This window comes from Massilia jejuensis, from assembly GCF_042656795.1.
In the GTDB taxonomy this organism is placed as follows: Bacteria; Pseudomonadota; Gammaproteobacteria; order Burkholderiales; family Burkholderiaceae_D; genus Telluria; species Telluria jejuensis.
This window is the reverse complement of record NZ_JBHSMS010000003.1, coordinates 155,455-179,794: the sequence shown is the minus strand read 5'-3', so window position 1 is coordinate 179,794 and position 24,340 is coordinate 155,455. Positions and strand designations below refer to the sequence as shown.

Here is a 24,340-nt window from a genome sequence, read left to right as displayed (position 1 = left end):
GGCTGCACCTGAGATATCAAAGCTGGCAGCATGAAGTGACACGACAACTTTGTTGACAACTACCGTGATCCAGAATGGCACGCCTTTGTACGACCTGCAGGAGATGGGCGGATGGAAGTCGGCGGCGATGGTGCGGCGGTACGCGCCCCTGGCGCCGGCGCATATGGCGCGTCACGCGGCCGTAGTCGACGGTCTGCTGCGCGTCACAAGTACGGGACAGTAGGCAAAAGAGCGAAGTGCTGCAGATACAAAAAAAGGCGTCACGATTGCTCGTAACGCCTTGATCTGATAGTACAAATTCGTGGTAGGCCGTGCGGGATTCGAACCTGCGACCAACGGATTAAAAGTCCGCTGCTCTACCAGCTGAGCTAACGACCCGAAAGAGGCAGCATTATAGCCGGCCATTGGCGTTTGCGCTAGTGCCGGCGCAGGTTGCTGTTAGCGCTAAGTAGTAATGTCCCCTCTCCGCTAAGTAGAGATGTCCCCTAGGATGCGTTCTAGGGGAGGATGGGATCGTGATCAAGATGACGGCCAAGGACGTGCTGCGTAGCCAGGTGATGGCACAGGTAGTGGAAGGGAAGCTGGATCAAGCCAGTGCAGCGAGCAGGCTGGGAATCAGCGTGCGACAGGTCAAGCGCTTGAAACGGCGCCTGCAAGACGAGGGGACGCTGGGCCTGCTGAGCAAGAAGCGTGGCGTGCCATCGAACCGGCGCACGCCGCCGGAGATGATGGCCAAGGCGGTCGCTCTGATTGGGAAGCACTACGTCGATTTCGGGCCGACACTGGCATGCGAGAAGCTGCAAGAGCTGCATGAGATCAAGCTGTTCGTGGAAACGGTGCGCCAGGCAATGCTGGGTGCAGGTTTATGGAAAGCCGGGCGCGGCGCCGGCATACGCACCCACGCGATACGTGAGCGTCGGGCAAGGCGTGGCGAACTGATCCAGATTGATGGCTCCTCGCACGACTGGTTCGAGGGGCGTGCGCCGCGCTGCTGCCTGCTGGTGTTCATCAATGACGCGACCAGCGAATTGATGGCGCTACGCTTTGTCGACACCGAGACGACCTTGGGCTACATGGGGTTGCTGGAGCAGTACGTTCTGACGCATGGCCTGCCAGCAGCGATCTACAGTGACCGCCACAGCATCTTCCAGGTCAACCGGGGCGACCGGCAGGACGTCAGCCACACGCAGACCCAGTTCGCGCGCGCGCTGGAGCAACTGGGCATTGAAGGAATACAGGCCAACAGCCCGCAGGCCAAGGGACGCGTCGAGCGGGCGAACCAGACGCTGCAAGACCGGCTGGTCAAGGAAATGCGTCTGCAAGGAATCGACAGCCAGGAGCAAGCCAATGCCTGGCTGCCGCAATTCATGCGGGCTTTGAACCGGCGTTTCGCCGTGACGCCGAGCTTGCCCAGCGATATGCATGTTCCCTACGTCGGCACGGTTGCGGCACTGCGTCGGATTCTGTCGATTCATTCCCTGCGACGCCTGTCGAGCAACCTGAGCTGCCAACTAGAGGGACTGCTGTACCAAGTGCAGCCCGCCGACCGTGGACTTGCGTTGCGTGGTGCCGACGTGACCATCGTAACCCACCCTGCCAGCCCAACCGAAGTGCTCTGGCAAGGGCGTGTCTTGCCCCATACGCTCAGCAGCAAAGCGATCAGGCAACAGGAGGCTGCCGACGGCAAGGAGGTCAACCGGAAGGTCGACCGCGCGCTGAGCCGGCGTACCCCACCGCAGCCGGTCGGCCACCCTTGGAAAAAGAAAATGTCCACCGCCCCGGGAAAGGCGCCGCCATGCGCTCAGTTCGAGCACACCAAGGCGCCTTTAGCCTTGGCTCCTGCTTCCTGAAGCGAGCCCCAGGGGACATTTCTACTTTGCAGAACAGGGGACATTTCTATTTAGCGTTGACAGTGCCGGCGCAGGTTGCCCTGCGAGAGGCTATGCGGCCGACAGCGCCGCCGTTACCTTGAGCACTTCCTCGGCCGTCGTCACGCCCTCGATGATCTTCATTGCGCCGGCAATACGCAAGGGTTTCATCCCATCCAGGACGCTTTGCTGGCGCAGGCCCGCCAGGTCGGCGGCGCCCCCGATCAGACGGGTGAATGCGTCCGATACCGTCAGCAACTCGTACAGCCCGGTCCTGCCGCGGTAACCGGTCTGGCGGCACTCGGGACAACCGATGGGGCGATAGACCGTCGCCGGCTTCGAAAGGTTCCACGACCCTCCCAGGCTGTTCCAGACGTCGTCGCCCAGTGCGCCGTCGGGCGCCTTGCAGTCGGGGCACAGCGTGCGCACGAGGCGCTGGGCCATGATGCCGATCAGCGTCGCTTCCAGCAGGTAGTCGGGCACGCCCAGTTCGAGCAGGCGCATCACGGCGGCAGGCGCGTCGTTGGTGTGCAGGGTCGAGAGCACGAGGTGGCCGGTAAGGGCTGCCTGGATTGCCATCTCGGCCGTCGCCAGGTCGCGGATTTCGCCGACCATGATGATGTCGGGATCTTGCCGCATCAGTGAGCGCACGCCGTCGGCAAAGGAGAGATCGATGCCGGGCTGGACCTGCATCTGGTTGAAGGAGGCCTCGACCATCTCGATCGGGTCTTCCACCGTGCACACGTTCACTTCGTTCGTCGCGAGCGCTTTCAGGGTCGTGTACAGGGTCGTCGTCTTGCCCGAGCCGGTGGGGCCGGTGACGAGGATGATGCCGTGGGGACGCTTGGTCAGCGCATCCCAGCGCGCGGCGTCATCCGGCGGAAAGCCCAGTTCCGGCAGCGTCTTGACGACCACTTCCGGGTCGAAGATGCGCATCACCAGCTTTTCGCCGAAGGCGGTCGGCATCGTCGACAGGCGCAGTTCGACCTCCTGGCCGCTTGCCATGCGGGTCTTGATGCGGCCGTCCTGCGGGCGGCGCTTTTCGATGACATCCATGCGCCCCAGCAGCTTGATGCGCGCCGTCATCGCCAGCATCACCGCCGCCGGCACCTGGTAGACCTGGTGCAGCACGCCGTCGATGCGAAAGCGGATGACGGCGATGTCGCGCTTCGGTTCGAGGTGGATGTCCGAGGCGCGCTGTTCGAAGGCGTAGCCCCAGAGCCAGTCGACGATGTTGACGATGTGCTGGTCGTTGGCGTCGAACTGCTTGTTCGCCTTGCCCAGTTCGACCAGCTGCTCGAAGTTGCTGCGCAATGCGAGGTCCTGGCTGTTGCCCTTGCTGGCGTCGCGGATCGATTTCGCCAGGCTGAAGAACTGGGAAATGTATTGCGAAATGTCGAGCGGATTGGCCAGCACCAGGTCGATGCGGCGGCGCGCCACCTTCGCGATTTCCGCTTCCCACTCCAGCGCGAACGGGTCAGCCGTGGCCACGGTCAGCGCCGCCGGGCCGATGTCGACCGGCAGGATATTGAAACGCGCCGCATAGCTGGCCGACATCATGTCCGCCACCCTGGTGAAATCGATCTTCAAGGGGTCGATGCGGATGAAGGGAATGCCGACCTTGGCCGCGCACCATTCGCTGAGGATGTCGAGCGTCAGCAGGCGGTGCGGCGGCTGGCCCGACACCAGCTTGCACTGGGCGACGGCGGTCAGGGGATGCATCGAGCCGGCCGCGTTTTTCAGGATGCCCTGGGCCTGGGCAAAATGCGCCTTGACCGCGTCCTTCTCGACGATGCCGTCGGCCAGCAGCCACGAAAAAATGACCTGCAGGTCGAGCTTGCGCGGCCGCGCGGGACTGCGGGGGAGGGAAGCGGGCGGGGGTGCGTCGGCGTTCATGTTCCCTCGCTGCGCCGCAGCCTAGCGCGCCGCGCCATGCGACGCCTCGATGCCCTTGACCCAGGATGCCGCCGGCAGCTTGGTGGCGGCGACGATGCGGGCGGCGCGTGCGGCCAGCTTTGCGCTGTCGAGCTCGGGGCGCGTCTTGAAGCAGAGGGCGACGACGTTCCCGTCATGCACTTCCGGCAGGCAGATCACGTGTTCGAACGCGAACGTCATGGCCTTGATGTTCTTGTCGTAGCTCGGGTGGTCGCCGAACAGGTTGACGGTCATGACGCCGCCGTCGGCCAGGCACGCGTTGCAGGCGGCGTAGAACTCGGGCGTGTCGAGCACCGGGCCGCGCGCGGTGGCATCGTACAGGTCGCACTGCAGTACGTCGTAGACGCCGTGGTTGGCCGGGTCGTCGACGAAGTCGAGGGCATCCATTTCCAGCACTTCCAGGCGCTCGTCCCGCGGCGGCATCTTGAACATCGTGGTGCAGATGGCGATCACCGACGCGTTCAGTTCCACGGCCGTGACCTGCGCTTCGGGGAACTGGCGGTAGCAATACTTGGTGAGGGTGGCCGAACCGAGGCCGAGCTGGGCGATCCGGCGCGGGGCCTCGATGAACAGCATCCAGGCCATCATCTGCTGCGCGTACTCGAGCTCCGGCCAATCCGGCTTGCGGATGCGCATGGCGCCCTGCACCCATTCGGTGCCGAAGTGGAGATAGCGTACGCCGTCCTGTTCGGACAGGGTGACGGGCGCGAACTTGGGCTTGCGCGCGGGGCGACGCGAGGATTCGGCTTGTTCGATGGATTTGCGTTTGATGAGCATAGGGCGACCTGGTTGAATCGACCTATTATCGCGGCAGGGGTTCCCGCTGCGCAAGCGCAACGGGAACGGCCGGTGCGGAGGAGGAGGGGGCTTCCCACGCGCCGGTTACGGCAAGGATAGGATCAGTACTGCGCCGGCTCGACCGACACACGCAGGGGAATACGGTTGCCCGGATCGCGCTGCATGAAGGCGATGTGGTTCTGGCCGCGGTATTCGTAGGTCACGTCGTAGCCGACGGTGCGCGATTCGAAGGCATCGACGGTGCGGCACTGGCGCACGGCCTGTTCCTGCACGCCGTTGTAATTCTGGCGGCCGTTGTTGTCGACGCGGTCGCCCACCATGGCGCCGGCGATCGCACCGGCAGCGGTGGCGGCCACCTTGCCGTTGCCGCTGCCGACCTGGCTGCCGAGCAGGGCGCCGGCGATGCCGCCGACGATCGAGCCGCCGGCGCTGCGCTGCTGCTGGACCGGCACCTGCTGGTACTCGGTGCGGCATTCCTGGCGCGGCATGCTGATTTGCTCGACACGCGGCTGCACCCGCACCACGCGGCCGAAATCTTCGAATTCGGCGGCCTGGGCGAGCGGCAGGGCGCACAGCCCAAGGGCGGAAATCATCAGTTTGGTTTGCATGTTCATCAAGAACCTCGTCATTGGCGCTGCTGGTTAGGTAGGATTCACGTCCTCCCATGTATGTTAATCCCGCAGCAGGCACAAGGGAGATCTGTGTGGCAACAAAATGTAACAGCCTTGCATAGTGACCGAGCGTGCGCCCAAAATGGAAAAACCGCCCAAACCGCTCCGATTCCACGTGAAAAACGGCAGTTTCTATCGAAATTATGCCGTAAGAATACATTCGGGTTGCTTCGGCTATCACAAAACGTTACCCTTACACACTCAAGGTTATTGGCGCGTGGAAACGATTAGGAGAACAGCGTTGCCGTCCGGGCGCGCATGGTGAGCGACCCCGGCGATTCGAACCACACACCAGGTCGACTTGAGGGAAAAATGAGTATGTTGATGAGAGTGCCGTCCAATCTTGTGCAGTCCATTCGCGCCTACCGTGTGCTGGAACTGCAGGAGGAGGCGGCGCGACTGGGCCACCATTTTCTGTACGCGCATTGCGCGAACACGCTGACCAAGCAACAGGTGTGCGCCCGCATCGGCGAAAATTTCTATTTCAGTAAGCCTTGCAGCAAGAACTTCGACGCCCTGCGCAACTGCCTGACCAACACGCTTGCGGAGGCCGGCTCCCAGCCCGGTTTTATCGCCGTGCTGGAGCAATTGCCAAATACTCAGAAATTCGACAAGGAAGCGCGCGAGACCCTGCTCGACGTGTTCCGCGACGCGGCCGAATTCTGGGCCGAGAAAAAAGTGCCGTTCCGCGTCTTCTATTCCTTCGAGTAGTCCGGGACCGCTTCCCGTTGCCATCGCCGGCCTCCCCGGGGCGCCGGTCGCCACAGGGGCTTGCGGTACAATGCGCGCTATGAAAAACATCGTCATCCTCATTTCCGGCCGCGGCAGCAACATGGAAGCGCTCGTGCGCGCGGCGCAATCGGAAGGGTGGCCGGCGAGGATCGCGGCGGTGATCAGCAACCGGCCGGACGCGCCGGGACTGGCCTTCGCGCAAGGGCGAGGCATCGCGACCGCCGTCGTGCCGAGCAAGCAATTCAGCAACCGCGCCGACTTCGACGCGGCTCTGCAGCAGGAAATCGACCGTTTCGCTCCCGACCTGGTCGTGCTGGCCGGTTTCATGCGGGTCCTGACGGACGCTTTCGTGGAGCAGTATGCGGGCCGCATGCTCAATATCCACCCGTCGCTGCTGCCGGCCTTTCCCGGCCTGGCAACGCACCGCCAGGCACTCGATGCCGGCGTGCCCGAGCATGGCGCGACGGTGCATTTCGTTACCGCCGAGCTGGACCATGGCCCGGTCGTCGCCCAGGCGCGCGTCGGCGTGCTGCCCGGCGATACCGAAGCCACGCTGGCGGCCCGTGTGCTGGTCGAGGAGCACAAGCTTTACCCCTATGCCGTGCGCCTGTTCGTCGAGGACAGGCTCAGTATCGAACATGGCGAAGTGCGCGTGTCCGACGCGCGTGTCGCCGACGCCATCCGTCATTAATTCGTAGTTCATCAAGGATTTTCATGAGATTGCCACCAGCAATTCTCGGCAGTACCGAAGAGGTATTGCGCGAGATCTTGCGCTTTACGGCCCCGGCCGACGTTACCCTGTCGCGTTATTTCAAGGACCACCAGCGTCTCGGTTCGCGCGAGCGCGGGGTCGTCGCCGAAGCGGTGTATGCCGTCCTGCGCAACAAGACCTTCTTCACCGATTTCGGCGGCACCGGCGGCACCCCGTCGATGCGCCGCCTGGCCTTGCTGGGCCTGGCCGAAACGGCCGGCATCGAGTCGCTCGCCGGCTTGAGCGACGAAGAAACCGAATTCCTCACCCGCATCCAGGACATCGACCGCGCGCTGCTGCCGCCCCTGGCGCAGGCGAACATGCCGCAGTGGCTGTACGACAAGCTGGTGGCCCAGTACGGCGAAACGGAAGCGCAACAACTGGCGGCCGTGCTGAACACGCCGGCGCCGCTCGATTTGCGGGTCAATTCGATCAAGGCCAACCGCGACGACGTCATCGCCAAGCTGGCCGAGGCGCCGATCGTGGCCGAACCGACGCCGTATTCGCCGCTCGGCCTGCGCGTCAAGAAAAAGCCGACACTGCAAAACCTGCCGCTGTTCAAGGATGGCGCGATCGAGGTGCAGGACGAGGGCAGCCAGGTACTGGCCCAGATCCTGGCCGCGCGCCGCGGCGAGATGGTGGTCGACTTCTGCGCCGGCGCCGGCGGCAAGACGCTGGCCCTGGGCGCGACGATGCGCAACACCGGCCGCCTGTATGCCTTCGATGTGTCGGAAAAGCGCCTGAGCAAGCTCAAGCCGCGCCTGGCGCGCAGCGGCCTGTCGAATGTGCACCCGGTCCTGATCGCGCACGAGCGCGATGCCAAGATCAAGCGCCTGGCCGGCAAGATCGACCGCGTGCTGGTCGACGCCCCATGCTCGGGCCTGGGCACCCTGCGCCGCAATCCGGACGTCAAATGGCGCCAGCCGGAAAGCGCCGTGGCCGAGATGCAGGAAAAGCAGGCCGCGATCCTCGACGGCGCCGCGCGCCTGCTCAAGGGCGGCGGACGCCTGGTGTACGCCACCTGCTCGCTGCTGAACGAAGAGAATGAATTCATCGTCGAGCAATTCATCGCCTCGCACCCGGATTTCGACCTGGTGCCGATGAGCAAAGTGCTGGCCGAGCAGAAGATCGATCTCGAGATGGATCAGTACCTGAAGCTCTTGCCGCACAAGCACGGTACCGACGGCTTCTTCGCCGCCGTGCTCGAACGCAAGCCCATGGCCGCGAAAAAGCCGAAGACCGAGGCGGCCGAAGCCGGCGACGCGGCGCCTGCCGCCGACGCTGCGCAGGCCTGACCGGGGAGCCGCGCCCAGATGCCCTTGACCGACCTGCTGCAGGAACTATTCGAAGACATCAGCAATCCGCGCATCCTGTGGCAGGCACTGGCCATCGCCGGCGCGGTCGTCGTCGGCCTGCTGCTGTCGCGCTTCATCCGGCGCAGCTGGCTGCACGAGGATCAATCGCGCAATGCCCTGCAACGCATCGGCGTGGAAGGCTTCGGCCGGGTGCTGGCGCCGCTCCTGATCGCGGCCCTGGTCTGGGGCGCCAAGCTGTTACTGGCGCGGCAACAGAGCGTCCACCTGTTGAACGTCGCGTTGCCGTTGTTTACGTCGATGGCCTTGATCCGCATCGTGTTCTACCTGCTGCGGCGCGTGTTCGCGCGCCACGGGCAGATCGGCACGGCCCTGCAGACCTTCGAGAAAATCCTGGCCCTGGTCGTCTGGCTCGGGGTGGCGCTCTACCTGGTCGGCCTGTGGCCCGACATCCTTGCCTTCCTTGACAGCAAGGTCATCAAGATCGGCAAGAACCGGCCGTCCCTGCTCGACATCCTGCAGGGTGCCGTCTCGGTCGTGGTCCTGATGATGCTGGCCCTGTGGGCGGGCGCCGCGCTGGAAGAGCGCCTGATGCGCCTGGAGGGCCTGCATACCTCGTCGCGGGTGGTACTTGCACGCATGAGCCGTGCGGTGCTGATCCTGGTCTCGGTGCTGGTCAGCCTGCGCCTGGTCGGGCTCGACCTGACCGTGCTGTCGGTCTTCGGCGGCGCGCTCGGCGTCGGCCTCGGCCTGGGCATGCAGCGCATCGCCAGTAACTATGTATCCGGCTTCATCATCCTTCTCGAACGCAGCCTCTCGATCGGCGACCCGATCACGGTCGACAAGTATTCGGGCCGCGTCTCGCGCATCAATACGCGCACGACGGTCTTGCAGGCGCTCGACGGCACCCATACCCTGCTGCCGAACGAAATGCTGATCACCGGCGTCGTGCTCAACCAGGCTGCGACCATCAAGGCGGTGCGCCTGAGCACGCGCTTGACGGTCGCCTACGACAGCGACTTGAACGAAGTCATGGACTTGCTGGTACGCCAGGCCGACGGGGTCGAGCGCGTCATCGCGGATCCGGCGCCGGCGGTGCAGCTGAACGCCTTCGGCCCCACGGGCTATGAACTGGAACTGGGATTTTCGATCGAGGATCCGGAAAAGGGTACCGGCAACGTGGTGTCGGCTGTGAACCAGAATATCTATGCCCTGGTCCATTCCGGGGCCATCCGCCTGGGCCTGCCGCCACAAATGTCGCAGGTTTAATGCATATCTGGCATGAATGTGGCGCACATTTCGCGCTTGAGCGCAATTTACTGCGTCCGTCGTGCCGTGCGTCATGAGAAGTGCGTAGAATGCGGATAGCGGCCCGGTCCTCGACCGGCCCTGCGCGACCTTCTCCCAGAAAGGACGGCGCGCCCAGACAGCATTTACCTTGGAGCCTTAATGAGCTTTAGCAACACCATGCATTCCGTACTGGAATTCCTGAACACCGGTCTGGTCGGCCTTTCCGGCTGGGAAGTTGTGGTTTACACATTGATCGTGACCCATATCACGATCGCCAGCGTGACCATTTACCTGCACCGTCACCAGGCGCACCGCGCGCTGGAGCTGCACGCCTTGCCGAGTCATTTCTTCCGCTTCTGGCTGTGGCTGACCACGGCCCAGATCACCAAGGAGTGGGCGGCGATCCACCGCAAGCACCATGCCAAATGCGATACCGAGGAAGACCCGCACAGCCCGGTCACGCGCGGCATCAAGAAGGTGCTGCTGGAAGGCGCCGAGCTGTACAAGATCGAAAGCAAGAACGCCGAAACCCTGGCCAAGTACGGCCATGGAACGCCGGATGACTGGCTCGAGCGCAATGTGTACAGCAAGCACAGCCTGGCCGGCGTGATCGCGCTGCTCATCATTAATTTCACGCTGTTCGGCGTCATCGGCATCACGATCTGGGCGATCCAGATGATGTGGATCCCGATCACGGCCGCCGGCATCATCAACGGCCTGGGCCACTGGTGGGGCTACCGCAATTACGATTGCGCCGATGCCGCCACCAACATCTTCCCGTTCGGCATCCTGATCGGCGGCGAGGAATTGCACAACAACCATCACACCCACGCTACCTCGGCCAAGCTGTCGAGCAAGTGGTACGAGATCGACATGGGCTGGGGGTATATCCGCGCCCTGGAGATGCTGGGCCTGGCGAAAGTGAAGAAAGTCGCACCGGAGCCGAAGTTTGCCAAGGGTAAAACCGTAGCCGACCACGACACGCTGCAGTCGGTGATCACCAACCGCTACGACGTGATGGCCAAGTATGCCAAGTCGGTGAAAAGCGCCTTCCACGAGGAGTTCGAGCACCTGAAGGACCAGGCCGAGCTGGAAAAGCGTTTCCTGAAGTCTTCGCGCAAGTTGCTGCAGCGCGAGCCGGGCAAGCTGGAACTGTCGCAGAAAGAACAGCTCATCGAACTCTTCAAGCACAGCAAGGCGCTGGAAACGATGCACCACATGCGCGTGGAACTGGGCGCGATCTGGGAACGTTCGCACTCGACCCGCGACCAGCTGCTGCAGCAGTTGCAGGACTGGTGCGCGCGTGCCGAAGCCTCGGGCATCAAGTCGCTGCAGGAATTCTCGCTGCGGCTGCGCAGCTACGCGTAAGGCACGGCATCGTCTGACGAACAAGGCTCCTGCGGGAGCCTTGTTTCATTTCCGCTTTCATATTTCCACATGCGCTTCACATGCGCTTCACATGCGCAATATGCTGGCGCGTCAGCGCGGCCTTGACCGAGGCGAGATCGGTGCGCAAGTTTGCCGCTGCAAGGAAAGGGCCCCAGGCGTCGCGGTAGGCAATCCAGGCGCGTTCGACCTTGCGCATGTGCGCGCGTGCCGCCGGCGCGGCGCCGCTGCGTTGCCGATGCTGTTCCTGCCCGGATGGGGCGGCCATCGCCTTGCGGTATTCCCACTTCAACTCACGGTCGATCTCCGCCAGTTGGGCCGCATTGGCGCGCGGCAGCTGGCCGTTGGCCGCAGCCAGCAGGGTCTCCATGAATTCGTTGTCGCGCCGTCCCGCGTGGCGGATCGACAAGCCGGCCCCCGCGCCGCCGCGCGAGTCGACGTCGCCGGCCGAACTCCGGTTGAATGCCGTGGCCGCCTCGCGCAGGCGCGCAAAGGGCCGGCGCGCCGCCGGCGGCAAGCCGGCCGCGAAGCGCGCGAGCCGTAGGTCGCGCACGCGCGCGGCGCGGTCTTCCTGGATGCCGGCGCACATGGCGACCATGCGTTCGCTCGTCACGTGGTCGCACAGGTCGAAGGGCACGGCGTCCGAGGCGGCGGCGGGCGAAGCGAGGTAGCCGACGCGTCCCTCCATCTCGGCCTTGGCCGTGTCGAGCTTGCACGCGTAATACAGGGCCTGCTCGGGATCGCGGGCCGTGCCGTAGCCGTTTGCATGCAGCATCATCAGGACGGCGTCGTCGCCGCTGGCCTCGGCACACGAGCGCACCTGGCGCCACTCGGCGGGGGTGGCGTGGTTCTGATCGCGTTTCCGGTAATAGAGCTCGCTCGCATCGCAGCGCATCCTGGCGCGCCTGGCAGGCGCGCGCGCCGGTTCCGGGCGCAAGGCGCGCATGCAGTGGCGGTACCACTCCTCGCTCTGCTCGAACGCGATGCCGAAGCCGTCGGTGTTCGGATAGGGCGCGGCGGCCGGCTCGGCCGCACCCGTATTGCATGACCACGCCAGCAAAGCGGCCAGGGCGGCATAGCGCAGGGCATCGGGAGGGCGCGGCATGGAGGGTCGTGTCAGTTCGAGAACCCCTACTATACGCTTCGGGGCTTGCTAAAAAATCACCGATTGTCACGGCGGGCGTACAAATACAAAAAAGCCGCGCACTTCCGTGGCGGCTTTTCTTGTACGGCGGCAAGATCGATTACTTGATCTTGGTTTCCTTGTATGCAACGTGCTTGCGTGCTTTCGGGTCGAACTTGATGATTTCCATCTTCGCCGGCATCGTACGCTTGTTCTTGGTGGTGGTGTAGAAGTGACCGGTACCTGCGGTCGATTCCAGCTTGATTTTGTCGCGGCCAGTTTTTGCCATGATAGCTCCCTAATTAAACTTTGATGCCACGAGCGCGCATGTCGACCAGAACCGCATCGATGCCCAGCTTGTCGATCACGCGCAGGCCGGCGTTCGACAAACGCAGCGAGACCCAGCGGTTTTCCGATTCAACGTAAATACGGCGGTTCTGCAGGTTAGGCAGAAAACGGCGTTTCGTTTTGTTGTTTGCATGGGAGACGTTGTTGCCAACCATCGGACCCTTGCCAGTAACTTGGCAGACACGTGCCATAGCGCACTCCTTAGATAAATAAACTTCCGAATTCGGAAAAAACGAGAGTATAGCGTGAAAACCATCACGGAATCAAGCACTTGCAGAAAACAAGTGTGTCATGCTCATGCGCTACAATTTAACAATTGTAAAATTGCCGCCGGCGCCTTGTTTTCATGCGGCCGGTCGAGCGGCGGCGCCACGCCAGCGGCCGAGACAAACGTCGATTCGGGCAGCAAAAACCGCGATTCCTGGTCTTAAAGCTGGCCATGCTCGGCGAAGGAATGCACCCGTGTCCCGGCCACCACGAAATGGTCGAGCACGCGCACGTCGATCAAGCCTAGCGCCTGGCTCAAGCTGCGCGTGAGCCGGATATCCGCCTCGCTCGGCTCGGCCATCCCGGAGGGGTGGTTGTGCGCCAGCATCACGCCAGAGGCGTTGCGGCGCAGGGCGGCCATCACGACCTCCCGCGGGTAGACGCTGGTGTGGGTGAGGGTGCCGCGAAACATTTCCTGCGCATCGATCAGGCGGTTCTTGACGTCGACGAACAGGACGACGAAGGATTCGTAAGCCTGCAAGCCAAACTTGCCACGCAAATAGGTCTTGACGACGTCGGGCGAACACAGCGCGTGGCGGAAGAATTCTTCCGAGATCGCACGGCGCGACAATTCCATCACCGCTTGCAGCTGCGCGTACTTGGCCAGGCCCAGGCCATGTACCTGCGAGAATTCCTGGGGCGTCGCATGCAGCAAGGCTTGCAGCGAGCCGAAGTGATCGAGCATGTGGCTGCCTAGCTGGACCGCGCTGCGCCCGCGCACGCCGACGCGCAGGAAAATGGCCAGTAATTCCGCGTTCGACAGGGCGGCCGGCCCTTCGCGCGCCAGCCGTTCGCGCGGCCGGTCCTGTTCCGGCCAATCGTTGATGCCCATGGTGCTCCATTATCGTCAAAAGAGAGGGCTGATTATGGGCATCGGGCAGGAAGCGGTTCTGATCTGGCGCGCATCCGCTGCATGCGCGGCGCCGGCGCCAATGCGGCAGCGGGGACCGTGGCAGGATACGCAGCCTGCGCGATTGCTCGCTCGTCATCATGCCGATGCGCGCGCGCGACACTCGGGTGGGAAACGATTTCGCCAGCCCCGCCGGCTGCCGAAAAAAGCGGCGCCCGGACGCGGGAACGGGCGCCAGGCTTTACAATAGCGGTTTGCCCGTCATAACGCATACCAAGCGCATACCATGTCCAACGCTTCCCCTGTTGTCACCGAATCGGCCTACCTGACCCTGCACTACCGCCTCGCCGGCGCGGATGGGACCGACATCGTCACGACCTTCGGCACCAATCCGGCCACGCTGATGCTGGGCCAGAACCAGCTCGCGCCTTTCCTGGAAGAGCGCCTGCTCGGCATGGCGGAAGGCGAACACAAGACATTTATCCTGAGCGCGCAGGAAGCGTTCGGCGAGCGCAATCCGGAGCTGGTCCAGTGGGTGTCGAAACAGACGCTCGACGACAACTCGGTGCCGGACGCCGACTACAAGGCGGGCGACCTGGTCGACTTCGCCGCCCCGGGCGGCGGCCGCTTTGCCGGCATGCTGCGCGAAATGCGCGAGGACGCCGCCTTGTTCGACTTTAACCACCCGCTCGCCGGCCAACACCTGCATTTCGAAGTCAAACTGATTTCGGTGCTGTAAAGGAGTGACGATGGAAAACGTGGAAAACGAGATTCTGCTTGCCCAGCCGCGCGGCTTTTGCGCCGGCGTCGACCGTGCCATCGAGATCGTCGAACGCGCCCTGCAGCAGTTCGGCGCGCCGATCTACGTGCGCCACGAGATCGTCCACAACGCGTACGTCGTGGAAGACTTGCGCAACAAGGGCGCGATCTTCATCGAAGACCTCGACGATGTCCCGGCCGGCAATACGCTGGTATTTTCGGCCCACGGCGTCTCGAAAGCGGTACGCGCCGAAGCCGAGTCGCGTGGCCTGAAGATTTTCGATGCTACCTGTCCCCTGGTCACCAAGGTGCACGTGGAAGTGTCGAAGATGCGCAAGGGCGGCGCCGAGATCATCATGATCGGCCACGACGGCCACCCGGAAGTGGAGGGCACGATGGGCCAGGCCGAAGAGGGCATGCACCTGGTCGAGACGGTCGAGGACGTGGCGACCCTGCAGGTGGCCAATCCCGACAACCTCGCCTATGTCTCGCAGACCACGCTGTCGGTCGACGACACGGCCGAAATCATCCTGGCCCTGAAACGGCGGTTCCCGAACATCATGGAACCGAAGAAGGGCGACATCTGCTACGCCACGACCAATCGCCAGGAAGCGGTGAAGTTCATGGCGCCGCAGGTCGAGGTCGTGATCGTGGTCGGCAGCCCGAACAGCTCGAACTCGAACCGCCTGCGCGAGCTGGCCGACAAGCTGGGCACGCCGGCTTACATGGTCGACAACGCGGGCATGATCGACTCCGCCTGGATCGCAGGCAAGAGGCGCATCGGCGTCACCGCCGGCGCTTCGGCCCCGGAAGTGCTGGTGCAGGCCGTCATCGACCGCCTCAGGCAGCTGGGCGCGGCCAGTGTGCGCGCGCTCGAGGGCGTGGAAGAGCATGTCACCTTCCCGCTGCCGAAGGGACTCGACGGCATCAAGGTCGGGGTCGCTTGAGTCGTGCATCCGTGTCGATAACCGGCGCAACAATTTTCCGTTGTTAGTTTTTCAAAAACCTCGCTATGATGGCGACGCTCGGAATTTTTGTCGTGGCAACTGTTTTCTCCCAGCAGGAAGCAGTGCGCAGTCGCAGCAATGCTGTTAGCGGTGGCGTGCCAGTGTCCCGCTAAGTCAACGACGTCAGGCCAAGGAGCGGCACTTCGGGTTTTCCGGGGTGCCGTTTTTGTTATCGAAATAAAGAGGTGCGCAAACGATGGAGACTTTTGTCCAGCAGATACTCAACGGGCTGGTGCTAGGCAGTATGTATGCACTGGTCGCGCTCGGGTACACGATGGTCTACGGGGTGCTGAACCTTATCAACTTCGCCCATGGCGACGTCCTCATGATCGGGGCGATGGTCGGCTTGTCGATCCTGCAATTGCTTGAAGCTTATTTCCCCGGCTTGCCCGGCTACGTCCAGCTTGCTGTCGCCATCCTGGGCGCGATCCCCGTGGCGATGCTGGTCAATGTCCTGATCGAACGGATTGCCTACCGCCGCCTGCGCAATGCGCCGCGCCTGGCGCCGCTGATCACCGCCATCGGCGTCTCCATCCTGCTGCAAACCTTCGTCATGGCCATGCCATGGTGGGGCCGCAGCCCGCTGCCTTTCCCGCAACTGCTCTCGTCCGAACCGATCATGATCGGCGGCGCCCTGATTTCGCAGACCCAGGTGCTGCTGCTGGTGCTGGCCGCGCTGGCCATGGTGGGGCTCGTGCTGCTCGTCGAACGCACCAAGATGGGGCGCGCGATGCGCGCCGTGGCGGAAAATCCCCGCGTGGCCGGCCTGATGGGCGTCGATTCGAACAGCGTCATCGTGGCCACCTTTGCCATCGGCGCCGCGCTCGCGGCCGTGGCCGGCGTGATGTGGGGCGCGAATTACGCCTCGATCACGTTCACGATGGGTGTGTTGCCCGGCTTGAAAGCCTTTTGCGCCGCAGTGCTGGGCGGGATCGGCAATATCTACGGCGCCATGATCGGCGGCCTTTTGCTCGGCATCATCGAGGCGCTCGGCGCCGGCTATATCGGCGACCTGACCGGGGGCTTCCTCGGCAGCCATTACCAGGACATCTTCGCCTTCGTGGTGCTGATCCTGGTCCTCACCCTGCGTCCGTCCGGCATCATGGGCGAGCGCGTGGCCGACCGCGCATAAAGGACCCGCCATGGCAATCCTGACTTTCGACGTCCACCACAAGCCGCGCCAGGCGCATCTCACGCTGGGCTTGCTGCTGGCCCTGCTGCTGGCCTTCCCCTTCGTCGCCAGCCAGTTCGGCAACTCGTGGGTGCGCATCATCGACATCGCGCTGCTCTACATCATGCTGGCGCTGGGCCTGAACATCGTGGTCGGCTTCGCCGGCCTGCTCGACCTCGGCTACATCGCCTTCTTCGCCGTCGGCGCCTACATGGTCGGGCTGTTTTCCTCGCCCCAGTTCGCGGCCCTGCTCGAATCGGTGGTCAATTATCATCCGGCGATCGGCGAGTCGCTCGTCGCCCTGTTCGGGCCGGACATCCAGCAAAACGGCATCCACCTGTCGGTGTGGGCGATCGTCCCGCTGGCCGGCCTGGTGGCCGCGTTCTTCGGCGCGCTGCTGGGCGCGCCGACGCTCAAGCTGCGCGGCGACTATCTCGCCATCGTCACGCTCGGTTTCGGCGAGATCATCCGCATCTTCATGAACAACCTGAACGACCCGATCAATTTCACGAACGGGCCCCAGGGCATCAACATGATCGATCCGATCCGCATCTTCGGCGTCTCGCTGGCCGGTGAAGCCGGGTCCCAATCGACGGTGTATATCGGCGGCTACGGCATGCCCTCGGTGAACGCCTATTACTTCCTTTTCCTGTTCCTGTGCATCGCCACCATTTTCGTCACCAGCCGCTTGCAGCATTCGCGCCTGGGACGGGCCTGGGTCGCGATCCGCGAAGACGAAATCGCGGCCAAGGCGATGGGCATCAACACGCGCAACGTCAAGCTGCTGGCGTTTTCGATGGGCGCCTCCTTCGGCGGCGTGGCCGGGGCGATGTTCGGCGCCTTCCAGGGCTTCGTTTCTCCGGAATCGTTTTCGCTGACCGAATCGATCGCCGTGCTGGCGATGGTGGTGCTGGGCGGTATCGGCCACATTCCGGGCGTGGTGCTGGGCGGCGTGCTGCTGGCGGCCTTGCCCGAGGTGCTGCGCCACGTGGTCGAACCGGCGCAGATGGCGCTGTTCGGCAAGGTCGTCATCGAAGCCGAAGTGCTGCGCCAGTTGCTCTACGGCCTGGCGCTGGTCGGCATCATGCTGGTGCGTCCGGCGGGCGTGTGGCCGTCGCCGAACCGCGAAGACCGGCCAACGGCCGCGCTCGCACGCGACGAGGAAAAGGAGGCGGCTGCCTGAGGCGCCGACACCATGAGCGAACAACTTCTTCTCAATATCGCCGGCGTGAACAAGCGCTTCGGCGGCCTGCAGGCGCTCACCGATGTCGGCATCCAGATCCGCCCCGGCCAGATCGTCGGCCTGATCGGTCCGAATGGCGCCGGCAAGACGACGTTCTTCAACGTCATCACCGGCCTCTACCAGCCCGACAGCGGCACCTTCGAGCTGGCCGGCAAGCCGTATTCGCCCTCGGCGCCGCATGCGGTGGCGAAGGCGGGCATCGCGCGCACCTTCCAGAATATCCGCCTGTTCGGCGAGATGACGGCGCTCGAAAACGTCATGGTCGGGCGCCACGTGCGCTCGAAGCAGGGCGTGTTCGGGGCGATTTTCCGGCACAAGGCCGCGCGCGACGAGGAGGCATCGATCCGCGCCCGCGCCCAGGAATTGCTCGATTTCGTCGGCATCGGCCAGTTCGCCAGCCGCACGGCGAAGTTCCTGTCCTACGGTGACCAGCGCCGCCTGGAAATCGCGCGCGCCCTGGCCACCGATCCACAACTGCTGGCGCTGGACGAGCCGGCGGCCGGCATGAACGCCACCGAAAAACTGGCGCTGCGCGAATTGCTCGTCAAGATCAAGGCCGGCGGCAAGACCGTGCTGCTGATCGAGCACGACGTGAAACTGATGATGGGCCTGTGCGACCGGATTACCGTGCTCGAGTATGGCAAGCGCATCGCCGAAGGAGTGCCGGCCGAGATCCAGAAGGATCCGGCGGTGATCGCGGCCTACCTGGGAGGTGCTCACTGATGAGTGAAACGAGGAGCGAAAGCATTCTGAAAATTGCCGGGCTGAAGGTGTCGTATGGCGGCATCAAGGCGGTCAAGGGCATCGACATGGAAGTGAACCGGGGCGAACTGGTCACGCTGATCGGCGCCAACGGCGCCGGCAAGACGACGACCCTGAAAGCGATTACCGGCACGCTGCCGGCATGCAAGGTCGAGGGCAGCATGTCCTACCTCGGCCAGCCGCTGGCAGGCACGCAATCGTTCCGCCTGGTGCAGCAAAAGCTGTCCATGGTGCCGGAGGGGCGGGGGGTGTTCACCCGCATGACGATTCACGAAAACCTGCTCATGGGTGCTTACACGCGCGACGACAAGGCGCAGATCGAAGCCGACATCGAGAAGTGGTTCGGCGTATTCCCGCGCCTGAAGGAACGGTCCGCCCAGCTTGCGGGCACCTTGTCCGGCGGCGAGCAGCAGATGCTGGCCATGGCGCGCGCGCTGATGTGCCATCCGACCCTGCTGCTGCTCGACGAGCCGTCGATGGGCCTGGCGCCGATCATGGTCGAGAAGATCTTCGAGGTGATCCGGGATGTGTCGAAGCAGGGCATCACGATCCTGCTGGTCGAGCAGAATGCGAAACTGGCGCTGCAGGCGGCGCATCGGGGCTACGTGATGGATTCGGGGATGATCACGATGACGGGCGACGCGAATGCGATGCTCGACGATCCGAGGGTGCAGGCGGCGTACCTGGGCGAGTAGACGTCGCTTTCGTTGTCCGCAAATAAAAAAGGGCCGCCTGACGATGCAGGCGGCCCCTTTTCTCACCACCCGCCGAAGCGGGTCGTCCATCTTCAGGCAGCAGCAGCAGCGGCGGCTGCAGTGGCGCTGGCGCCCGGTGCCTTGGCAGCGGCTTGCGAGAACTGCGACACGGCCGCGTTCACGTTGGTTTCGATGGCTTCGACGGCTTGCTTGGTCGTCTTGCTGAACTGCTCGTAGCCTGCGTTGGCGTTGCTGATCGCGGTCTTGACGGCGGCGACGAAGTTTTCCGAACCGGCAGGGGCGTTCTTGCTCACTTCGTCGACCAGGGCGATGACCTTGCGGTTCGCTTCGACGATCTGGCCTTCAGCGGCCTTCGAGAACTCGGCGCCGGTGCCGGTGGCGATGGCGGCCAGCTGGCGGTTGTAGGCGACGGCTTTCTCGGCAACAGGCTGAGCGCGGGAAGCCGACAGCTGGAAGAACTCTTGCGGGTCCTTGGCGGTCAGCAGCTGGCGTGCGACGTTGGAGCTGTCGGCCAGGGTAGCGCGGGCGGTGCTGAGGTTCAGCTCGACCAGCTTTTCCATGCTTTCGAAGGTTTTCGCGGTCAGCGACGAAAACAGGGCGAATTGGGTTTCGAAATTGGCTTTGGTGGCATTCGAGAACTGCTCTGGGATTGCAAACATGGGAATCTCCAAACAAACGTTATAGGAAGGTATGCTGCTAGAAACCGGTGCTTTTCCGAATGGTGCACCGCAACAGAACAGAGTTTTGCGCATTTTCGCGAGGCCGTCAAGCGATTTTGGTGCGTTGCACCATATCGATCGCGATTGTTGTTCCGTTACATCGGAATAAATATTTTTATACAATTAGTGTAATGCCTCTGCCATCGGGCCAGTGGTCCGGATGGCAATCGGAAGAGTTTTCCGGCCCATGTTAGACTTGCCATTACGCTATTCGCCATCCGGTGTTCCGGCGTTCGATTCCGAGATCATGGCCGATATCACCGCAACCGCAGGCGCCTCCGCCTCCGCCTTCACCGTACGCCACCGCTGGCTGGTGCCATGCTTTTTCGTCTTCCTCTGGAGTACCGGCTTCATCGTGGCCAAGTTCGGCCTGCCGTATGCGCCGCCGCTGACCTTTCTCCTCTTGCGTTGCCTGGGCGTGCTGCTGGTGCTCGTTCCCATCGTCCTGATCTGGGGCGCGCCCTGGCCGCATGGGCGCATCAAGCAGGTCGCGCTGGCCGGACTGCTGCTGCAGGCCGGTTACCTGGGCGGGGTCTGGTGCGCCATCAAGATCGGCATGCCGGCCGGGCTGGCGGCGCTGATCGTCGGCATGCAACCGATCCTAACGGCCGTGGCCTCGCCCCTGATCGGCGAGCGGGTGCGTCCGCGCCAGTGGATCGGCCTGCTGCTCGGCCTGGGCGGGGTGGCGCTGGTGGTGGGGGCCAAGATCGAGCTGGCCGGACTGTCGACGCCCGCCATCCTGTATTGCCTGTTCGCGCTGCTGTCGATCACGGCCGGCACCATGGTCCAGCGCCGCTATTGCCCCAGTTTCGATTTGCGCACCGGCACCGTGATCCAGTTCGCGGCGACCGTCGCCGCCTTGCTGCCCTGCGCCATCGTCTTTGAACAGCTGGACCCGGCCTTCTCCAACGTGGTGTGGACCGCCAACTTCGTCGGCGCGCTGCTGTGGTCGATCTTCGCGCTGTCGATCGGTGCGATCTTCCTGCTTTTCACCCTCATCCGCCGCAGCAACGCCGCCGAAGTGACCAGCCTGCTGTATCTGACTCCGCCGACCACCGCCGTCATGGCCTGGCTGCTGTTCGGCGAGTCGCTCAGCCCGCTCGGGCTGCTGGGCATGGCCGTGGCCGTCACCGGCGTCGCTTTCGTCGTCAAGAAAAAGGAGCTCCCATGATCTCAACCCCGCAACAAGCAGCGGTCGATGCCGCCATCACCTCGCGCCGCTCGATCCGCGCCTTCCTCGACAAGCCGGTGGAGCAGGACGACATCGCGCGCATCCTCGAGGTGGCGGCGCGCGCCCCGTCCGGCACCAATACCCAGCCCTGGAAAGTGTATGTGCTCACGGGCCAGGCGCGCGTCGACTTGTCGGAGGCGATTCTCGCCGCGCACACCGACCCCGAGCAGTCGCGCCAGCACAGCGAGGAATACGCCTACTATCCGCGCGAATGGGTTTCGCCCTTCATCGACCGCCGCCGCAAGGTCGGCTGGGACCTGTACGGCCTGCTCGGCCTGTCGCGCGAGGACAAGGCCGGCATGGCGGCCCAGCACGCACGCAATTTCCGTTTTTTCGATGCGCCGGTGGGCTTGATCTTCACGATCGACCGCATCATGGAACAGGGCTCCTGGCTCGACTACGGCATGTTCCTGCAGAACATCATGGTGGCGGCGCGCGGGCGCGGCCTCGACACCTGCCCGCAGGCGGCCTTTACCCAATACCATCGCATCATCGCCAGGCAACTGGCGCTGCCGTCGAACGAAACGGTGGTATGCGGCATGGCGCTGGGCTGGGCCGATCCGTCCCGCATCGAGAATTCGCTCGTCACCGAGCGCGAGCCGCTTGCCGGGTTTGTACGTTTTGTTAATTAAGGTGTTGCGCTCATCACACAATTCAGAGGAGAACAGTCCACCAAGCAAGCTGCTTTACGCTCCAGTCCGTTGTTGTGCGGCAAAATAGGCGAGGCGATGGTAAATTCGCTTGCAGTCGAGTTGTGGGCGAATACACTTTAGTAAAGGCCTCACCGGTTCGCGTAAAAAGGAAGTAGAAATGTTGAAGCTCCTGTTGTCTGTCCTGGTGTCGCTGTTCCTCGTTGCCGAACCGGTGTCGGCCGCCGGCGCCGGTGCCGGTGCCGGTGCGCAGGCCGCTGCACGGGAAGCCAAGCGCCCGGTAGTCAAGAAGAAACCCGTCAAGAAAGCCGCTGCCAAGGCAACCCGCAAGGGCAAGCGCAGGGACGTGGCGAGCATTCCCGCGGCCGACGGCCGCCAGCGCATCGTGCGCCGCGTGGTGTCGGTGCGCGGCAAGCGCCGGGTCCTGTATCAAACGGTACGGCGCGCCGCGCCGGCCGTGCTGGCTATACCCGCGGCACGGACCGCGGGCGATATCGCCGGCCTGAACCAGACGCGCGATCCGCTGTCGCTGGCCTCGAACGTCGCCTTCGTGATGGACCAGAACAGTTCGGAAGTGCTGTTCGAAAAGAACGCCAACGTGCCGCTGCCGATCGCCTCGATTACCAAGCTGATGACCGGCCTGGTCGTGGTCGAAGCCAATCTCGACCTCAACCAGACCCTGGTCGTCAGCGACGACGACGTCGACCGCCACAAGTTCAGCAGCTCGCGCCTGCCCGTCGGCGCCCGCATGACGCGCGGCAACCTGCTGCACATTGCGCTGATGAGTTCGGAAAACCGCGCGGCGTCCGCGCTCGGGCGCAACTACCCGGGCGGCATCCACGCCTTCGTGGCGGCGATGAACGCCACGGCGCGCGAGCTGGGCATGAACGATACGCGCTTTGTCGACGCCAGCGGCCTGTCGAGCCAGAATGTCTCGAGCGCGCGCGACCTGGCGAAACTGGTGGCCCATGCCCACCGAAAACCGTTGCTGCGCCAGTATTCGACCGATCCGAACTGGGTGGTCGAGGCGAGCGGGCGTCCGATGCGCTACAACAATACGAACTACCTGGTGCGCCTGCCGGACTGGAACATCGGCTTGCAAAAGACCGGCTTCATCAATGAAGCGGGGCGCTGCCTGGTGATGCAGGCGATGATCCAGGGCCGTAACGTGATCATGGTCTTCCTCGACTCGAAGGGGCGGATGTCGCGCACGGCCGACGCCGGCCGCATGCGGCGCTGGCTGGAGGCGCTCACGCCCGACACCATCGACGTGCCGCTTGCAAGCCCGGTGGGCATCGGCGAGTCCGCGCCCAGCTCCTTCTCTGCCGTTTCGGCGGCAACCGTGCTGCAGAAACGGTAACACGGCCACAGGCTGATACGACAAAGGCGCCCGCGGGCGCCTTTGTCGTGTCTTAGGCCATCGAGGCTGGCCGGAAGCCCAGCGTTGCCGAAATCTGTCCGGCGGTCTGCACCAGGTCGTCGAGCCAGTCTTCCTGCAGGCGGTCGGCCGGGGCCGAGATCGACAGGCCGGCCACCAGCTTGCCGCTGTCGTCGTAGATGCCGGCGGCCATGCAGCGCACGCCCAGTTCCAGTTCCTCGTTGTCGCGCGCATAGCCGCGCGCGCGTACCAGGCCCAGCTCGCGCTCGAGCTTGGTGAGGTCGGTGATCGAATTCTTGTTGTGGCCGGCAAGCCCGGTACGCGTGGCGTAGGCCCGGATCGCCTTGGCTTCGTCCACCGACAGGAACAGCTTGCCGGTCGAGGTGAGGTGCAAGGGCCCGCGTCCGCCGATCGCGCGCACCACCTGCATGCCGGAGCGCTCGGAGAAGGCGCGGTCGATGTAGACGATCTCGTCGCCCTGGCGCACCGACAGGTTCACCGTCTGCTGGGTTTTCTTGTGCAGGGCGCGCATGAAGTCGAGCGCCGCTTCGCGCACCGACAGCCGGCTTTTCACGACATTGCCCAGTTCCAGCAGGCGCATGCCGAGCCGGTAGGTGCCCGGCTCGACGCGGTCGACGAAGCGGGTGACGACCATGTCGTTCAGGATGCGGTGCGCGGTCGACGGATGCAGGCCCGAGACCTTCGACAATTCCTTCAGGCTGACGGGATCGGGATAGGTGGCCAGCGCATCGAGCAGGGCGACCATGCGTTCAATCACCTGGATCGAGGTCTTGGGCGGTTCAAGTGTTTCGATTTTCATGATGTGTTGGTGCAGTGCAGTATCATGCCTACTTTATACCATAATGCGAAAAGCGGCGACCTTTTCGCGCATGTCGTGCATCTTGGGAGCCAACCTGCGCATGTCGGCGCCGAACGGGCATAATGACAATTCTTAGTGTCTTCTTGGAAATATGATGGAACAACCGACCAGCGAATTCAAGAGCAAGGGCGGCTTCAAGCGCATCCTGGCCGCGTCGAGCTATACCGTGCAGGGCCTGGCCATGGCTTGGCGCATAGAACATGCGTTCCGCCAGGAAGTGCTGGTTTTCCTGCTCGGCCTGGTATTTGCCTGGGTGCTGCCGGTGTCGGGCTTCCAGAAACTGGCGCTGATCGGCGTCTTGCTGCTCGTGCTGATCGTTGAACTCGTCAATTCGGCAATCGAAGCGATCGTCGACCGTATTTCGCTGGAAAAGCATCCCCTGTCGAAAAACGCCAAGGACTTCGGCAGCGCCGCGGTCGGCCTGACGATGCTGCTTGCCGCGATCACCTGGGGCACGGTGCTGTATAACCGGTTCATGTAGGCGGAGCGCGG

25 protein-coding genes and 1 tRNA gene are annotated in these 24,340 nt (G+C 63.6%); 16 read left to right on the top strand and 10 right to left on the bottom strand.

What is annotated here, in order from left to right; translation table 11 throughout:
* Positions 1-302: 302 nt before the first annotated feature.
* Positions 303-378 (bottom strand) — tRNA-Lys (locus ACFPOU_RS00930).
* 146 nt (positions 379-524) lie between these two features.
* On the opposite strand from ACFPOU_RS00930, the gene ACFPOU_RS00925 reads away from it, so the two are divergent.
* Positions 525-1,850: an ISNCY family transposase gene (locus ACFPOU_RS00925; RefSeq protein WP_379715784.1), complete on the top strand. Its 1,326-nt coding sequence runs from the start codon at positions 525-527 to the stop codon at positions 1,848-1,850.
* 90 nt (positions 1,851-1,940) lie between these two features.
* On the opposite strand, the gene tfpB is transcribed toward ACFPOU_RS00925, so the two are convergent.
* The 3 genes from tfpB to ACFPOU_RS00910 all read right to left on the bottom strand — a co-directional run bounded on the left by tfpB (position 1,941) and on the right by ACFPOU_RS00910 (position 5,215).
* Positions 1,941-3,764 carry a type IV pilus assembly ATPase TfpB gene (tfpB, locus tag ACFPOU_RS00920; RefSeq protein WP_379715770.1) on the bottom strand — a complete coding sequence of 608 codons (1,824 nt, stop codon included), beginning with the start codon at positions 3,762-3,764 and terminating at the stop codon, positions 1,941-1,943.
* A 21-nt stretch (positions 3,765-3,785) separates the two neighbouring features.
* Positions 3,786-4,580, bottom strand: coding sequence for a spermine/spermidine synthase domain-containing protein (locus ACFPOU_RS00915; RefSeq protein WP_379715767.1), 795 nt, complete (start codon positions 4,578-4,580; stop codon positions 3,786-3,788).
* A gap of 122 nt (positions 4,581-4,702) precedes the next feature.
* Positions 4,703-5,215 carry a glycine zipper 2TM domain-containing protein gene (locus ACFPOU_RS00910; protein ID WP_379715764.1) on the bottom strand — a complete coding sequence of 171 codons (513 nt, stop codon included), beginning with the start codon at positions 5,213-5,215 and terminating at the stop codon, positions 4,703-4,705.
* A gap of 369 nt (positions 5,216-5,584) precedes the next feature.
* On the opposite strand from ACFPOU_RS00910, the gene ACFPOU_RS00905 reads away from it, so the two are divergent.
* From ACFPOU_RS00905 to ACFPOU_RS00885, 5 genes are all read left to right on the top strand, one after another.
* Positions 5,585-5,983 carry a barstar family protein gene (locus ACFPOU_RS00905; protein WP_379715761.1) on the top strand — a complete coding sequence of 133 codons (399 nt, stop codon included), beginning with the start codon at positions 5,585-5,587 and terminating at the stop codon, positions 5,981-5,983.
* A gap of 79 nt (positions 5,984-6,062) precedes the next feature.
* Positions 6,063-6,695 (top strand): phosphoribosylglycinamide formyltransferase, encoded by a 633-nt coding sequence (gene purN / locus ACFPOU_RS00900; RefSeq protein WP_379715758.1) that lies wholly within the window; start codon positions 6,063-6,065, stop codon positions 6,693-6,695.
* 23 nt (positions 6,696-6,718) lie between these two features.
* Entirely contained in the window at positions 6,719-8,050 is a 1,332-nt protein-coding gene (locus ACFPOU_RS00895) for an RsmB/NOP family class I SAM-dependent RNA methyltransferase (protein WP_379715755.1), read from the top strand.
* Positions 8,051-8,068: 18 nt separating this feature from the next.
* Positions 8,069-9,337: a mechanosensitive ion channel family protein gene (locus tag ACFPOU_RS00890; protein WP_379715752.1), complete on the top strand. Its 1,269-nt coding sequence runs from the start codon at positions 8,069-8,071 to the stop codon at positions 9,335-9,337.
* A gap of 180 nt (positions 9,338-9,517) precedes the next feature.
* Positions 9,518-10,726, top strand: a complete 1,209-nt coding sequence (locus ACFPOU_RS00885) for a DesA family fatty acid desaturase (RefSeq protein ID WP_379715749.1) — start codon at positions 9,518-9,520, stop codon at positions 10,724-10,726.
* A gap of 76 nt (positions 10,727-10,802) precedes the next feature.
* Here the strand turns inward: ACFPOU_RS00885 and ACFPOU_RS00880 are convergent, their stop codons facing one another.
* The 4 genes from ACFPOU_RS00880 to radC form a co-directional block, all read right to left on the bottom strand.
* A complete protein-coding gene (locus ACFPOU_RS00880) occupies positions 10,803-11,849 on the bottom strand; it encodes a lysozyme inhibitor LprI family protein (RefSeq protein WP_379715746.1) in 1,047 nt (348 codons plus the stop codon).
* A 139-nt stretch (positions 11,850-11,988) separates the two neighbouring features.
* Positions 11,989-12,156, bottom strand: coding sequence for a 50S ribosomal protein L33 (gene rpmG / locus ACFPOU_RS00875; RefSeq protein WP_056157216.1), 168 nt, complete (start codon positions 12,154-12,156; stop codon positions 11,989-11,991).
* 13 nt (positions 12,157-12,169) lie between these two features.
* A complete protein-coding gene (rpmB, locus tag ACFPOU_RS00870; RefSeq protein WP_379715742.1) occupies positions 12,170-12,406 on the bottom strand; it encodes a 50S ribosomal protein L28 in 237 nt (78 codons plus the stop codon).
* A 236-nt stretch (positions 12,407-12,642) separates the two neighbouring features.
* On the bottom strand, positions 12,643-13,314 hold the full coding sequence (radC, locus tag ACFPOU_RS00865) for a RadC family protein (RefSeq protein ID WP_379715739.1): 672 nt from the start codon (positions 13,312-13,314) through the stop codon (positions 12,643-12,645).
* A 304-nt stretch (positions 13,315-13,618) separates the two neighbouring features.
* Between radC and ACFPOU_RS00860 the strand changes: the two genes are divergently transcribed.
* From ACFPOU_RS00860 to ACFPOU_RS00835, 6 genes are all read left to right on the top strand, one after another.
* Positions 13,619-14,071: an FKBP-type peptidyl-prolyl cis-trans isomerase gene (locus tag ACFPOU_RS00860; protein WP_379715736.1), complete on the top strand. Its 453-nt coding sequence runs from the start codon at positions 13,619-13,621 to the stop codon at positions 14,069-14,071.
* Positions 14,072-14,081: 10 nt separating this feature from the next.
* Positions 14,082-15,038: a 4-hydroxy-3-methylbut-2-enyl diphosphate reductase gene (gene ispH, locus ACFPOU_RS00855; protein WP_379715733.1), complete on the top strand. Its 957-nt coding sequence runs from the start codon at positions 14,082-14,084 to the stop codon at positions 15,036-15,038.
* A gap of 256 nt (positions 15,039-15,294) precedes the next feature.
* On the top strand, positions 15,295-16,230 hold the full coding sequence (locus ACFPOU_RS00850) for a branched-chain amino acid ABC transporter permease (RefSeq protein WP_379715730.1): 936 nt from the start codon (positions 15,295-15,297) through the stop codon (positions 16,228-16,230).
* A 10-nt stretch (positions 16,231-16,240) separates the two neighbouring features.
* A complete protein-coding gene (locus ACFPOU_RS00845) occupies positions 16,241-17,452 on the top strand; it encodes an ABC transporter permease subunit (protein ID WP_379715727.1) in 1,212 nt (403 codons plus the stop codon).
* Positions 17,453-17,464: 12 nt separating this feature from the next.
* Entirely contained in the window at positions 17,465-18,235 is a 771-nt protein-coding gene (locus tag ACFPOU_RS00840) for an ABC transporter ATP-binding protein (protein WP_379715724.1), read from the top strand.
* Entirely contained in the window at positions 18,235-18,969 is a 735-nt protein-coding gene (locus ACFPOU_RS00835; protein ID WP_379715721.1) for an ABC transporter ATP-binding protein, read from the top strand. The genes ACFPOU_RS00840 and ACFPOU_RS00835 overlap by 1 nt, the downstream gene beginning before the upstream one ends.
* A 92-nt stretch (positions 18,970-19,061) precedes the next feature.
* On the opposite strand, the gene phaP is transcribed toward ACFPOU_RS00835, so the two are convergent.
* On the bottom strand, positions 19,062-19,649 hold the full coding sequence (gene phaP, locus ACFPOU_RS00830; protein ID WP_379715718.1) for a TIGR01841 family phasin: 588 nt from the start codon (positions 19,647-19,649) through the stop codon (positions 19,062-19,064).
* Positions 19,650-19,956: 307 nt separating this feature from the next.
* On the opposite strand from phaP, the gene ACFPOU_RS00825 reads away from it, so the two are divergent.
* The 3 genes from ACFPOU_RS00825 to ACFPOU_RS00815 all read left to right on the top strand — a co-directional run bounded on the left by ACFPOU_RS00825 (position 19,957) and on the right by ACFPOU_RS00815 (position 22,950).
* Positions 19,957-20,880 (top strand): DMT family transporter, encoded by a 924-nt coding sequence (locus tag ACFPOU_RS00825; protein WP_379715715.1) that lies wholly within the window; start codon positions 19,957-19,959, stop codon positions 20,878-20,880.
* Positions 20,877-21,572: a nitroreductase gene (locus ACFPOU_RS00820; protein WP_379715712.1), complete on the top strand. Its 696-nt coding sequence runs from the start codon at positions 20,877-20,879 to the stop codon at positions 21,570-21,572. Before ACFPOU_RS00825 ends, ACFPOU_RS00820 begins: the two co-directional genes overlap by 4 nt.
* A 178-nt stretch (positions 21,573-21,750) precedes the next feature.
* The gene (locus ACFPOU_RS00815; protein WP_379715709.1) at positions 21,751-22,950 is read left to right on the top strand and encodes a serine hydrolase; all 1,200 of its coding nucleotides are present in this window, start codon (positions 21,751-21,753) and stop codon (positions 22,948-22,950) included.
* 52 nt (positions 22,951-23,002) lie between these two features.
* Here the strand turns inward: ACFPOU_RS00815 and ACFPOU_RS00810 are convergent, their stop codons facing one another.
* Positions 23,003-23,788: an IclR family transcriptional regulator gene (locus ACFPOU_RS00810; RefSeq protein WP_379715706.1), complete on the bottom strand. Its 786-nt coding sequence runs from the start codon at positions 23,786-23,788 to the stop codon at positions 23,003-23,005.
* Between the two features lie 154 nt (positions 23,789-23,942).
* On the opposite strand from ACFPOU_RS00810, the gene ACFPOU_RS00805 reads away from it, so the two are divergent.
* Positions 23,943-24,329, top strand: a complete 387-nt coding sequence (locus ACFPOU_RS00805) for a diacylglycerol kinase (RefSeq protein ID WP_379715703.1) — start codon at positions 23,943-23,945, stop codon at positions 24,327-24,329.
* The last annotated feature ends 11 nt before the right edge of the window (positions 24,330-24,340 follow it).

Coding starts and splice junctions, on each gene's coding strand:
- ACFPOU_RS00925 (WP_379715784.1), top strand. CDS start 525: ATGACGGCCAAGGACGTGCTGCGTAGCCAGGTGATGGCACAGGTAGTG.
- tfpB (WP_379715770.1), bottom strand. CDS start 3,764: ATGAACGCCGACGCACCCCCGCCCGCTTCCCTCCCCCGCAGTCCCGCG.
- ACFPOU_RS00915 (WP_379715767.1), bottom strand. CDS start 4,580: ATGCTCATCAAACGCAAATCCATCGAACAAGCCGAATCCTCGCGTCGC.
- ACFPOU_RS00910 (WP_379715764.1), bottom strand. CDS start 5,215: ATGAACATGCAAACCAAACTGATGATTTCCGCCCTTGGGCTGTGCGCC.
- ACFPOU_RS00905 (WP_379715761.1), top strand. CDS start 5,585: ATGAGTATGTTGATGAGAGTGCCGTCCAATCTTGTGCAGTCCATTCGC.
- purN (WP_379715758.1), top strand. CDS start 6,063: ATGAAAAACATCGTCATCCTCATTTCCGGCCGCGGCAGCAACATGGAA.
- ACFPOU_RS00895 (WP_379715755.1), top strand. CDS start 6,719: ATGAGATTGCCACCAGCAATTCTCGGCAGTACCGAAGAGGTATTGCGC.
- ACFPOU_RS00890 (WP_379715752.1), top strand. CDS start 8,069: ATGCCCTTGACCGACCTGCTGCAGGAACTATTCGAAGACATCAGCAAT.
- ACFPOU_RS00885 (WP_379715749.1), top strand. CDS start 9,518: ATGAGCTTTAGCAACACCATGCATTCCGTACTGGAATTCCTGAACACC.
- ACFPOU_RS00880 (WP_379715746.1), bottom strand. CDS start 11,849: ATGCCGCGCCCTCCCGATGCCCTGCGCTATGCCGCCCTGGCCGCTTTG.
- rpmG (WP_056157216.1), bottom strand. CDS start 12,156: ATGGCAAAAACTGGCCGCGACAAAATCAAGCTGGAATCGACCGCAGGT.
- rpmB (WP_379715742.1), bottom strand. CDS start 12,406: ATGGCACGTGTCTGCCAAGTTACTGGCAAGGGTCCGATGGTTGGCAAC.
- radC (WP_379715739.1), bottom strand. CDS start 13,314: ATGGGCATCAACGATTGGCCGGAACAGGACCGGCCGCGCGAACGGCTG.
- ACFPOU_RS00860 (WP_379715736.1), top strand. CDS start 13,619: ATGTCCAACGCTTCCCCTGTTGTCACCGAATCGGCCTACCTGACCCTG.
- ispH (WP_379715733.1), top strand. CDS start 14,082: ATGGAAAACGTGGAAAACGAGATTCTGCTTGCCCAGCCGCGCGGCTTT.
- ACFPOU_RS00850 (WP_379715730.1), top strand. CDS start 15,295: ATGGAGACTTTTGTCCAGCAGATACTCAACGGGCTGGTGCTAGGCAGT.
- ACFPOU_RS00845 (WP_379715727.1), top strand. CDS start 16,241: ATGGCAATCCTGACTTTCGACGTCCACCACAAGCCGCGCCAGGCGCAT.
- ACFPOU_RS00840 (WP_379715724.1), top strand. CDS start 17,465: ATGAGCGAACAACTTCTTCTCAATATCGCCGGCGTGAACAAGCGCTTC.
- ACFPOU_RS00835 (WP_379715721.1), top strand. CDS start 18,235: ATGAGTGAAACGAGGAGCGAAAGCATTCTGAAAATTGCCGGGCTGAAG.
- phaP (WP_379715718.1), bottom strand. CDS start 19,649: ATGTTTGCAATCCCAGAGCAGTTCTCGAATGCCACCAAAGCCAATTTC.
- ACFPOU_RS00825 (WP_379715715.1), top strand. CDS start 19,957: ATGGCCGATATCACCGCAACCGCAGGCGCCTCCGCCTCCGCCTTCACC.
- ACFPOU_RS00820 (WP_379715712.1), top strand. CDS start 20,877: ATGATCTCAACCCCGCAACAAGCAGCGGTCGATGCCGCCATCACCTCG.
- ACFPOU_RS00815 (WP_379715709.1), top strand. CDS start 21,751: ATGTTGAAGCTCCTGTTGTCTGTCCTGGTGTCGCTGTTCCTCGTTGCC.
- ACFPOU_RS00810 (WP_379715706.1), bottom strand. CDS start 23,788: ATGAAAATCGAAACACTTGAACCGCCCAAGACCTCGATCCAGGTGATT.
- ACFPOU_RS00805 (WP_379715703.1), top strand. CDS start 23,943: ATGGAACAACCGACCAGCGAATTCAAGAGCAAGGGCGGCTTCAAGCGC.